The sequence below is a fragment of the Paraburkholderia phenoliruptrix genome (assembly GCF_902859825.1).
GTDB lineage: Bacteria > Pseudomonadota > Gammaproteobacteria > Burkholderiales > Burkholderiaceae > Paraburkholderia > Paraburkholderia phenoliruptrix.
The window spans coordinates 1-10,042 of the sequence record NZ_CADIKB010000077.1 but is presented as its reverse complement, the minus strand read 5'-3'; the positions used below and the strand labels follow the sequence as shown (position 1 = coordinate 10,042).

Here is a 10,042-nt window from a genome sequence, read left to right as displayed (position 1 = left end):
CGGTTCTCCTTGGTTCCCTGTTCGGGAGGTTGGTCCTGGAAACCCGATTCTCTCGGATTCCACTGGCGAACCGCCGCCTTCAACCTTCAACTACGCCTGGGACATTGCCGTTTCCAGTGATTGACTATCCGGAACGGGAGTGGGTCGTGTTTGACGCAGATCCTGACCGGAAGCAGTACAGGATGGTGATCGCTCCGGCGCGACCAAGACCGCTTGCATCCTTGGAAGAACTACAGGCGGGAGCGGAACACTACAGACATCACGTCGCGAACCTTCATAAAGCTCAGGCACCGGAAAACTGGCCGACGCGTGTCGCGAAAGGTGACGCGCGACCGGACATTTCCGTACGACCAGTTAGTTCGCCGCTGCCGAATTATCGGGGCCGCGTCGGTGTTACGGCAATGGTCCTGGCGGTGTTGGCGGCTTCGGATGCAGAGTGAGACGATCATCCGGCGCTCTTCGTGGTTTCGATGAATGCAGTCAGAAGTATGGGAATCGGCGCCTTCCGGAGGAAGGACTGCGTGGTGCTTCCTGGAAAGACCCCTAAGGCGGTGCTAGATGGCGAGCTTGCGGCGGGCGAGAGCGAATGAACTGTCGCTCCGCAACCTGAACCGGGGATATGGCAGGTACCGGTGGTCGTTTCCCGGTTAAGTCACCACGGATTCGGACTATATTTACAGGTGGTTGCGCTCACCGGCATCCAGTTGGGCTGTCGATGCGGGGTCTCGGGTAATCCCGATAGGAGAGGCGAAATGAGGCGCATATATTTCCTGATACCGGATGTACAGAGTGCAAGGCAAATCATCGACGAACTACTGCTCAAGCGGATCGAGTGGCGCCACGTTCACGTGCTCGCCCGAGCAGGCGTACCGCTTGAGGATTTGCCGGAGGCGACGCTGGCGCAGCGCAGCGATCTGATCCCGGCGCTCGCGCGCGGCGTTGCGGCGGGTGGCGTTACCGGCGTGCTGGCGGGCCTTGTCGCTATGGCCTTTCCGCCAACTGGCCTAACGATCGCCGGCGGAGTCGTTGTGCTGATGACGCTGGCGAGTGCCGGATTCGGGGCTTGGACCGCGACGATGATCGGCGTCGACGTTCCCAATACCCGGCTCAAGCAGTTTGAATACGCGATCGAAAACGGCGAGTTGCTGATGATGGTCGACGTGAAGAAAGATCGTGTCGAAGAAATCGAGCAACTGGTGAAGAGCCACCATCCCGAAGCGGATGTAGAGGGTACCGATCCAACGATTCCCGCGTTTCCATAGTCGGTTGTGGCAGCGTTGATGTGAACCAACCGGGCTTGGACGATTGGAGCGCGTCGGAGTACCTGATCTGGATGCGTAGCTGGCGAAGCACACTTCGGCGGATAATGAAGGAGACCACAATGGACGACAAATATGGTGCAGGGCGCCGCGAGTTGCTGCGTATCCTGGCGGCCGGAGGGCTGCTGGGCTTCGGTGGAAGCTGGGCCCAGCGCTCGTGGGCAACCAACGTGGTCACGCAGCCATTCGAAAACGGTGTGCGGGAGTTAACCGGTGCATTTCCCCAGAAAGGTGAGATGCTTCTCGTGCGTAGCCGGCCCCCCTTGCTCGAGACCCCGTTCACCGTGTTCGACGATGGTGTGTTCACACCGAACGATCGCTTCTTCGTGCGCTGGCATTTGTCCAGTATCCCGACCCACGTCGATGGCGCGAGCTTCCATCTGATGGTCCGTGGGATGGTCGAACGCGAACTCTCTCTGAGCCTCCGTGAGATCATGAGCGACTTTCCACGCGTAGAGGTGGCTGCAGTGAACCAGTGCGCGGGAAATTCGCGCGGCTTCTTCAATCCACGTGTGGCAGGCGGAGAATGGGGCAACGGCGCGATGGGCAATGCACTGTGGACCGGTGTTCGACTCAAGGACATACTTGATCGGGCAGGGGTCAAGGCGGGTGCGGTTCAGGTCCGGTTCAACGGTCTTGAATCCGGGGTGATCTCCGCGACGCCGGACTTCGTCAAAACACTGAGTGTCGATCATGCCCGCGACGGCGAAGTGATCATCGCCTACGGAATGAACGGCCAGGCGCTGCCGCTGCTCAATGGCTTCCCGCTAAGACTCGTTGTGCCGGGCTGGTATTCGACGTACTGGATGAAGATGCTCAATGACATAGAGGTTATCGCGCGCCCGGACGAGAACTTCTGGATGGCTACGGCTTACCAGATTCCGGATACTCCTCATGCGAACGTCCGGCCGGGGCAGTCCGGAGTCAAGACAATACCCATCAACCGGATGGTGCCACGGTCATTCTTCACCAACGTCGACAACGGTTCGGTGTTGCAGGTGGCGCAGCAGAAGATGATCAGGGGCATCGCATTCGGTGGCGACACTGGTGTGCGTAAGGTTCTCTTTTCGTCTGACGGCGGATCATCCTGGGTGCCGGCGCGCCTCGAAAGGGACTTTGGCAAGTACAGTTTTCGCCGTTGGGACGCCCCCTTTACGCCTAGGCGATCGGGGCAGTATGCGCTTAAGGTGAAGGCCGTGAACAGCGACGGTATCGAACAGCCGGAAACGCCCAATTGGAACAGCGGCGGTTACATGCGCAATGTCGTCGAATCCGCGACCGTCGTCGCGGGGTGAGGAACGGATCATGAAAGCGTTTGCGGTGTTTGTGATGGTATCCGCGAGTTATGCCTGCCCATGGGCGGTTGCCGGGCCGGACAAGCCCGGTGCCACAGCTGTGATCCGTACCGTCGACGTTGCGTTGCCGAATGGCAGGGAGGCATTCCCCCTTGGCACGGGGGCAGATCTTGCTAACGCGCATTGCGTGATTTGTCATTCCGTGGGGATGGTCACCCGGCAACCACCACTGTCGTTTCAGGAGTGGAAGGCGGAGGTGACCAAGATGCGCGCGGCCTACGGCGCGCCGTTCGATGCTGATCAAATTGAACCGATTGCACGGTATCTAACGGTGATAGACGGAAAACCGTAGGTCCAATGCCGGGCAGTTGGTCGCGGTGACACGAAGCGTCGGAATCCCGCCGGGTTGAGTTCTTTCTGCATTCTCGTCGATCCGAGGCGGTGCTGGGCTGGATGCAGTGCCTAAGAGCTGATCAAGGGGGAATCCAGCGTCGACGTTTTGCTGTGCGTGAGGACTCAAGCTCGCAGCACCTTCTTTATTTTCCAGGATAGTCTGACTTGTCGTGCGAGCCCCGCAAGGCAGTTGTGGATGCTTCGAGGAGTCGTGCGGGTGGGCCGGGTTCAACCAGTCGACGTGCACGCGTCACTGCGTACGGCATGCCCGGCAACGCAAGAGGGCATTGAGTCGCCCATCGACAATCTCTCGAAATCCTCCATGAAATCTCCGATCAGCGTAGCAATGTAAGCCAGCACCACGTTGCTGAACTGGATTGCGGACCACCGCGACAACGAGTACACCAAACATGCCTTGTCCGCCTACCGCAACGAACGTGCCGACACCCGGTGAGTCCAATCCCACGACAGCGAGTTTGGCCGATGGCCTCACTGGCGATGAAGCTCGTCGCCGGCTGGCAACGTCGGGTCCTAACTCGATCCCCGATACTTCTGGGCACCCTTTACGCATGGCACTAGACAAATTCTGGGCGCCCGTTCCGTGGATGCTTGAATCTGCTATCGTGCTCCAGTGGGCGCTGGGTAAATTCGTTGAGGCTGGAGTCATTGCCGGTCTGCTCGTGTTTAACGCGGCACTCGGTTTATTTCAGGAAAGCCGCGCCCAAGCGACACTGGCTGCATTGAAATCACGGTTGGCGCTGACCGCGTCGGTCCTGCGCGACGGTACCTGGCTGACTGTACCCGCCGCTGACCTGGTGCCAGGCGACGTGGTCAAGCTGTCGCTCGGTGCCGTGGTCGCCGCTGACATGCGTCTCCTCGCTGGAGGCGTCTTGATCGACCAGTCGATGCTCACTGGCGAATCAGTACCTATTGAAGCGGGTGCAGGCGCCCAAACTTTTGCTGGCGCGCTTGTAAGGCGCGGCGAGGCGGTGGCGGAGGTCACCGCGACCGGCGTGCACACCAAGTTCGGCCGTACCGCCGAACTTGTCCGTACCGCCCGCGTCGTGAGCTCACAGCAAAAGGCGGTCCTCCAGGTGGTGCGCAATCTCGGGGTATTCAATGGTCTCGTCATTGTGATGCTGGTGGGCTGTGCCTACTTCCTCAAAGTGCCGCTTGGCGAGATCGTGCCCCTAGTCCTTACGGCGGTGCTGGCATCGATTCCGGTGGCGCTGCCGGCAACCTTCACTCTTGCGGCCGCGTTTGGCGCCCGGGCGCTAGCAAAGCACGGTGTGTTGCCGACACGCCTCTCGGCGGTGGATGAAGCCGCAACCATGGATGTGCTGTGCGCCGACAAGACGGGCACACTCACACTCAATGCGATCACGGTCAGCACCGTTCGGGCAATGCCCGACTTCGATCAGCAACACGTCCTGGCGCTGGCGGCGCTGGCTAGCGCGGACGGTGGGCAGGATCCGGTCGACGCGGCCATTCGGGTCGCGGCCTCGAAGGAAGCTGGGCGCGACGCGCCGAGTTTGATCAAGTTCACACCCTTCGATCCGACGAAGAAGATGTCCGAGGCGACAGCAAAAGATTCAGCCGGGTGTACGCAACGGGTAATAAAGGGCGCCTTTTCGACGGTCGCCGGTCTTGCAGCATCTTCGCCGACAGCAAACGCGGTGGCGAGCGAACTCGAGCAGCAGGGTTATCGGGTCCTCGCCGTCGCGGCGGGACCGCAAGCGGAAATGAAGCTGGCAGGACTGATCGCGCTCAGCGATCCGCCGCGTTCAGACTCAGCAGCGCTCGTTACGGAGTTGGGTGGGTTGGGTGTGCGAGTGGTGATGGTGACGGGCGACGCGCCGGCGACCGCAGCCATAGTGGCGCAAGCGGTGGGACTCGATGGTGCCACGTGTCCACCCGGTCCAATCCCCGAAAATTTGCAACCGGAAGCGTTTGCGGTTTACGCAGGCGTGTTGCCAGAGGACAAGTTCAAACTCGTCAAGGAGTTCCAGGCGAGCGGTCACACCGTAGGCATGTGTGGCGATGGGGCCAACGACGCGCCGGCGCTACGCCAGGCGCAAATCGGAATCGCGGTGTCGACAGCAACTGACGTTGCCAAATCGGCTGCCGGGATGGTACTGACCGAACCTGGGCTTGCGGGCATCGTTGCAGCGGTAAAGGAGGGTCGTGTGACGTTCCAGCGCATCCTGACCTACACGTTGAACTCCATTATCAAGAAGGTCGTGGCGGTACTTTTCCTTGTACTCGGCTTGATCATGACCGGGCATGCGATCCTGAACCCGCTGTTGATGGTCATTGTGATGATCACGGGCGACTTTCTCGCCATGTCGTTGACTACGGACCATGTGCAGCCTTCGCCGTGGCCAAATGCCTGGCGTATTGGCAACCTGACGATCGTGGGTGTTGCAATGGGCGTTTGCCTGTTAGCCTTCTGCATGGGAGTGCTGGCCATCGGAAAATTTGAGATGGCCCTCGCAACTGATGCACTGCGAACCGTTGCCTTTATTGCTCTGGTCTTCGGTAGCCAGGCGATGCTCTACGCGATTCGTGAGCGGCATCACATATGGGGTGCCCGGCCAAGCCTCTGGCTCGTCGTATCGTCAGTTGCCGATCTCGTGATCGCGGCGACATTGGCGATTGGCGGGGTGGCAATGACGCCTCTACCGGTCTCAATGGTGGCTGGCGTACTTGCCGCAGCGGTCCTCTTCGCTTTGCTCATGGGATTGGTGAAGATTCCCGTGTTCGCTCGTCTCAGGGTTGCATAGGACGTTATTCCAGCCACCCTGACGGCTCAACTTCGCATGTATTAGCGCGGCTCACAAGAAATCAGTGGATGAGATGTTGCAGCCAAGCGAGTTCGGTCTTGCGTACTCAAAACGAGGGACGCGACCTGCGTGATCCGCGCAGACGGGAGATACGAATGCAAATCAGTTCAAGCGAATTTCGGGTGCTGGAAGGGAATGAGGTCAATTTCCGGAAGTGGCCGACGAAGATAAAGCCCTTCTACACGTCAAAGGAGCACTATCAAATGCTGCTCGGGGAGCACGTCGCGCGGCTTAGTGCGCTGCAACAGCTCCTCTACGCATCCAACCGCTTTGCAATCCTGCTAATCTTCCAGGCGATGGACGCGGCGGGAAAAGATGGTGCTATCCGGCACGTGATGTCTGGGGTCAACCCCCAAGGCTGCCAGGTATTCAGCTTCAAACATCCCAGCGCCGCCGAGCTGGAACACGATTTTCTCTGGCGTACCACGCGTGATCTACCAGAACGCGGGCGGATCGGCATCTTCAACCGGTCCTACTACGAGGAGGTGCTGATCGTCCGTGTCCACCCGGAGATCCTCCGCGGTGAAGGGTTGTTCGATGCACGGCGCGATGAGAAGACAGTCTGGCACGACCGTTATCGCTCGATCGCTGATCTGGAAAAGCACCTACACGTCAACGGTACCCGCATCGTAAAGTTCTACCTCCACCTCTCGAAGGAGGAGCAGCGAAAGCGCTTCCTCGAACGTATCGACAATCCGGAAAAGAACTGGAAATTCAGCTTTGCGGACATTGAGGAACGGAAATTCTGGAAACAATACATGATGGCGTATGAGGAGTGCCTTAGTGCAACTAGCACCCAGAACGCACCCTGGTACGTCGTTCCTGCCGATGACAAGGAGAACGCGCGGCTGATCGTTTCCACAATTGTGCTGGAGACGCTTGAGGGACTGGAAATGAGTTATCCAAAAACGACCGCAAAGCGACGGCAGGAATTGCAGGCGATCCGCGCGTGGCTTGCGAAGTGACGGCAATGTTGCGCGCCCTCATATCGCTTGCGCCAACGCGTGCGACGGTGAAACTACCTGAAAGGGTGCTGCGGACTCAAAACGTGGTCGAATCAATGTGAACAGGCACGCCTATGTCTCGCCGATACCCCACCCGACACGGGCCCATATCCGCTCGTGCGCTAGATAGCCGATCGAAGTATAGACATTACTGACAATCATGAAAGCAATCGCCACGTGAGTTGTGCCTGTGAACAGATAAATCGTCACGAAGTCCAGACACATAATCAGCACACGGTACGTGATCGCTTTGACCACGGATCGACGACTGCTGACGGTTCGTGTCATGCTGGTTCCTCCTGGGTACAAATGTCCCGACTCAGCTTCCGTCCTGCATTGTGACCGTGGGCCGCGTGGTCCAAACGCTGGGCGGTAAACCACGGATGGATTGCTTCGAGCGTTTCGTGCGGCGCGCTCGATATCGCAAGCTTGCTCCCGCAGGGACTGTTTCGTACGAAACGCTCAGGGTCATTGCGGTGCCCTTCAGTGTAGCGAAGCGCGGCATGTCTTCACCTGGAGGCTGATGGGAGGGCCCCGAGATTACCTTCTCGGAACGGGGCTGTGTCGCGAGATGTTTGCGCATCAACTGGGGCTGCCGCGAATCATGGGGATCATTCGCTGTCACTGCCTTGATGTGGCTATCTCGGGCGTCGTCGAAGGCGTGCGTGGTCCGGTCCAGATCGACAGGCATCGCCGTCGCGCCGCGCTGGCAGACCTGCGTCTGGCGCAATGCCCGAGCTTAGGCCACGCTGGAAAGATAAGGGACGCCGGCCCTTAAGGTGCGCTATCGAAGCCAGTGCTGCGGATCCCCAAACAGGTGGGGGATCCGCATATCGGACACGGCTCGCTCGCTTGTTATCTGACCGGTTCATGGCACGCGATCTTCGTTGTGCTTTGGATGCGGAATCAGCAATACAGGAATAGTCGACATGCGCAGGAACGATTCGGCGGTACTGCCGAGCAGGACGCGCTCAATTCCGTGGCGAGCATGCGTGCCCAGAACCATGAGTTCGGCGCCCCACGTTTGCGACTCGCGAAGCAGCACTGAGGCGACATCGCTTTCGCCTGCATTGACCAGTGCCGTTTCGCCAACGAGGCCGGTCAATATGAAAAGATTGTGCGCCCGCTCGAGCGCCGCCTGGGCAATGTCGCGAAGCGATTGTGCGAGCGCTGACGAGTCGACGAAGCCAGGGCCCGGACCGACGATGTCAGGTACGCGCTCGACGACGCTGACAGCTCTAATGGCGGCCTTCTCAGCAGTGGCGAGCTGGATCGCCTCGGTCAGTGCCGCAACTGCCGTCAGACTGCCGTCAATACCCACCATAACGCGTGTGAACATTTCGTTCCCTGAGTCACTGTTACCGACGGACAGCAGCACTGGTATCGTATTCGCCTATCGCCTACTTGACCTGTAGCGCATCCGGATTTGCTTGCCAGCAAATTCATGTAATCAGAATAGAATGCTCGGGCGCTCAGAAGTTGCTCAAGATCAAGCCTCAGTGGGACGACCCAGCTCTATCTGTACGCGATGTACGACGCTCCGCAGGTGGATCGGTTCACGGCAATGTTTCCGGAAGCGTATGGAATTGAGACACGGCTGCGGACCCGCAGCATCGGTCAAGCATGCTGCTCCGAGCGTCAATGAAATGACCTCGGGCAACCTGTCCAAATATTGTCACTACGCGGGTTGAAGTGTGTTAGCTACTGAAAGTTGACAGCACGCGGGGGGCGGGCGATTAGCGCGTACAAACCACGGAGGAAGCAGGCGAATCGAGCGGTCGGTCGGGTAAATTTGCCTTATAGGTTGGAACATTATCCGTCTTGGCGGACTCGTCCTGTTAAGCTCCTTTGAGCATCACAGGACGAACCGTTGCGCATCATCAGTGGTGCCGGAACAGCGCGTTGGAGCTCGTAGTGGCCGAAATGCGCTGACCCGACTGTGCGGCACCGCTCGTCACTCCGCCCACGCCTTCGGTCGCGGAGTTCTGTGCCGCGACGCGGGCTTCGGCGGCCTGGATGTCGGCTGGATAGGTGGCGTTGTCACGTTTCGCTGGAGTGTATCCCGCTCTCTCCAACTGCACGAGTTCGGCGCGCACCTCTGCTCGGGTGACCGGTGCATTCGACTGCTGAGCAAAAGAAGCAAGCGGTGTCGCCAGCACGGCGACTATGACGACGGCTTGAAGTGATTTCATGATTCGTACCTCCACAGTTTTTCCCGTCGCGAACAAGCCTGCTCGCAACTGGTGAAGACAGGGTAAGGTAGGAATGCTTAAGCCAAGATGATGCGATTGAAGGAAGCCTTTGACTGCGCCACTGTCACCAAGTCGCGCAATATCGTGCTTTTACCGGCGCAGCGGCGGTTCCAGTCTGCCAACTACGCGTCGGACTAAAAAACTGCCGTCCCACTTACCCGACGGTGACCCTGGCCGGGATGTTTTGGGAGTAGGACGCGTCCGCCCGTCGCACGCGTGGCTACCCCACAGTAAGTTATGGGCTTCCGAGGACATGCCCATTCACCACTTGTCCGTACAACGAGTTGGGGGAGTTGTGATATCTGGCGCGCGTACTTTCGACCGAGCCGGTGAAGCGTGGGTCCTGCGGTCGCTCATGGCTATCCATGAAAAGCGCGACGTCCCATGCTTCCTGGTTACTCAATGTACCGCCGAGACCGAGGGGCATGTTTGCCTTGATAAACCCTGCTGCGTTTTGCAACTCATGCATCCCTGCGCCCCAATTGAACGATTGGGGTCCCCAAAGCGGTGGGAAGACAGATTTCCCGTTCGACGACTGGCCTTGGCCATCGGTGCCGTGACATAAGGCGCAATGTTGTGCGTAAACCTGACTGCCCCTGGTGTAGTCAGCTTTCAACGTCGGAGGAGGGAGCTTTGGGTAGCCCCTTCCGGGAATCGGCACGCCGACTGGCGCACCCTTCGCTAGCCAGTAAGCGTAGGCCTCCAGCGACACCAGAACGGGGTCGCCGAGCGGCGGCGCTTTGCCGTTCATGCTGTATCGGAAACAGCCCTGCAGACGTTCGGCGAGCGTGTTGACGGTATGCGGTCCATCAGCGACGCCCCTCCATTCAGGTGACGGAGCGTGTGACATGTGGTGGGAACGCGGATCAGCGTAGGTTGGCCGGCAGCTTCCAGGGAAGCAGCGCGTCGTAGTCGTCGACCGTCTTTGCCAGAGGC

8 protein-coding genes and 1 pseudogene are annotated in these 10,042 nt (G+C 59.2%); 5 read left to right on the top strand and 4 right to left on the bottom strand.

Annotation, left to right across the window (positions count from 1 at the left end):
* Window positions 1-752: 752 nt before the first annotated feature.
* From HV711_RS32515 to HV711_RS32495, 5 genes are all read left to right on the top strand, one after another.
* Window positions 753-1,262, top strand: coding sequence for a membrane protein (locus HV711_RS32515; protein WP_035484695.1), 510 nt, complete (start codon window positions 753-755; stop codon window positions 1,260-1,262).
* 119 nt (window positions 1,263-1,381) lie between these two features.
* Window positions 1,382-2,614 carry a molybdopterin-dependent oxidoreductase gene (locus HV711_RS32510; RefSeq protein ID WP_035484691.1) on the top strand — a complete coding sequence of 411 codons (1,233 nt, stop codon included), beginning with the start codon at window positions 1,382-1,384 and terminating at the stop codon, window positions 2,612-2,614.
* Between the two features lie 10 nt (window positions 2,615-2,624).
* Window positions 2,625-2,966, top strand: a complete 342-nt coding sequence (locus tag HV711_RS32505; protein ID WP_035484690.1) for a c-type cytochrome — start codon at window positions 2,625-2,627, stop codon at window positions 2,964-2,966.
* Between the two features lie 451 nt (window positions 2,967-3,417).
* Entirely contained in the window at window positions 3,418-5,790 is a 2,373-nt protein-coding gene (locus tag HV711_RS32500; RefSeq protein WP_082201582.1) for an HAD-IC family P-type ATPase, read from the top strand.
* Window positions 5,791-5,945: 155 nt separating this feature from the next.
* On the top strand, window positions 5,946-6,815 hold the full coding sequence (locus HV711_RS32495) for an ADP-polyphosphate phosphotransferase (RefSeq protein ID WP_035484686.1): 870 nt from the start codon (window positions 5,946-5,948) through the stop codon (window positions 6,813-6,815).
* 111 nt (window positions 6,816-6,926) lie between these two features.
* Here HV711_RS32495 and HV711_RS32490 read toward each other — a convergent pair whose 3' ends face one another.
* The 4 genes and pseudogenes from HV711_RS32490 to HV711_RS32475 form a co-directional block, all read right to left on the bottom strand.
* The gene (locus HV711_RS32490) at window positions 6,927-7,142 is read right to left on the bottom strand and encodes a DUF2061 domain-containing protein (protein ID WP_035484684.1); all 216 of its coding nucleotides are present in this window, start codon (window positions 7,140-7,142) and stop codon (window positions 6,927-6,929) included.
* Window positions 7,143-7,722: 580 nt separating this feature from the next.
* On the bottom strand, window positions 7,723-8,232 hold the full coding sequence (locus tag HV711_RS32485; protein ID WP_175145626.1) for a universal stress protein: 510 nt from the start codon (window positions 8,230-8,232) through the stop codon (window positions 7,723-7,725).
* A gap of 502 nt (window positions 8,233-8,734) precedes the next feature.
* The gene (locus HV711_RS32480; protein WP_035484679.1) at window positions 8,735-9,046 is read right to left on the bottom strand and encodes a DUF4148 domain-containing protein; all 312 of its coding nucleotides are present in this window, start codon (window positions 9,044-9,046) and stop codon (window positions 8,735-8,737) included.
* Window positions 9,047-9,341: 295 nt separating this feature from the next.
* Window positions 9,342-9,902 (bottom strand): annotated as a pseudogene (locus tag HV711_RS32475) (c-type cytochrome); the annotation flags it as partial.
* Window positions 9,903-10,042: the final 140 nt, after the last annotated feature.

Excerpts from the sequence above, each read along its gene's own strand:
- HV711_RS32515 (WP_035484695.1), top strand. The coding sequence starts at position 753 with ATGAGGCGCATATATTTCCTGATACCGGATGTACAGAGTGCAAGGCAA.
- HV711_RS32500 (WP_082201582.1), top strand. The coding sequence starts at position 3,418 with ATGCCTTGTCCGCCTACCGCAACGAACGTGCCGACACCCGGTGAGTCC.
- HV711_RS32490 (WP_035484684.1), bottom strand. The coding sequence starts at position 7,142 with ATGACACGAACCGTCAGCAGTCGTCGATCCGTGGTCAAAGCGATCACG.
- HV711_RS32505 (WP_035484690.1), top strand. The coding sequence starts at position 2,625 with ATGAAAGCGTTTGCGGTGTTTGTGATGGTATCCGCGAGTTATGCCTGC.
- HV711_RS32510 (WP_035484691.1), top strand. The coding sequence starts at position 1,382 with ATGGACGACAAATATGGTGCAGGGCGCCGCGAGTTGCTGCGTATCCTG.
- HV711_RS32495 (WP_035484686.1), top strand. The coding sequence starts at position 5,946 with ATGCAAATCAGTTCAAGCGAATTTCGGGTGCTGGAAGGGAATGAGGTC.
- HV711_RS32480 (WP_035484679.1), bottom strand. The coding sequence starts at position 9,046 with ATGAAATCACTTCAAGCCGTCGTCATAGTCGCCGTGCTGGCGACACCG.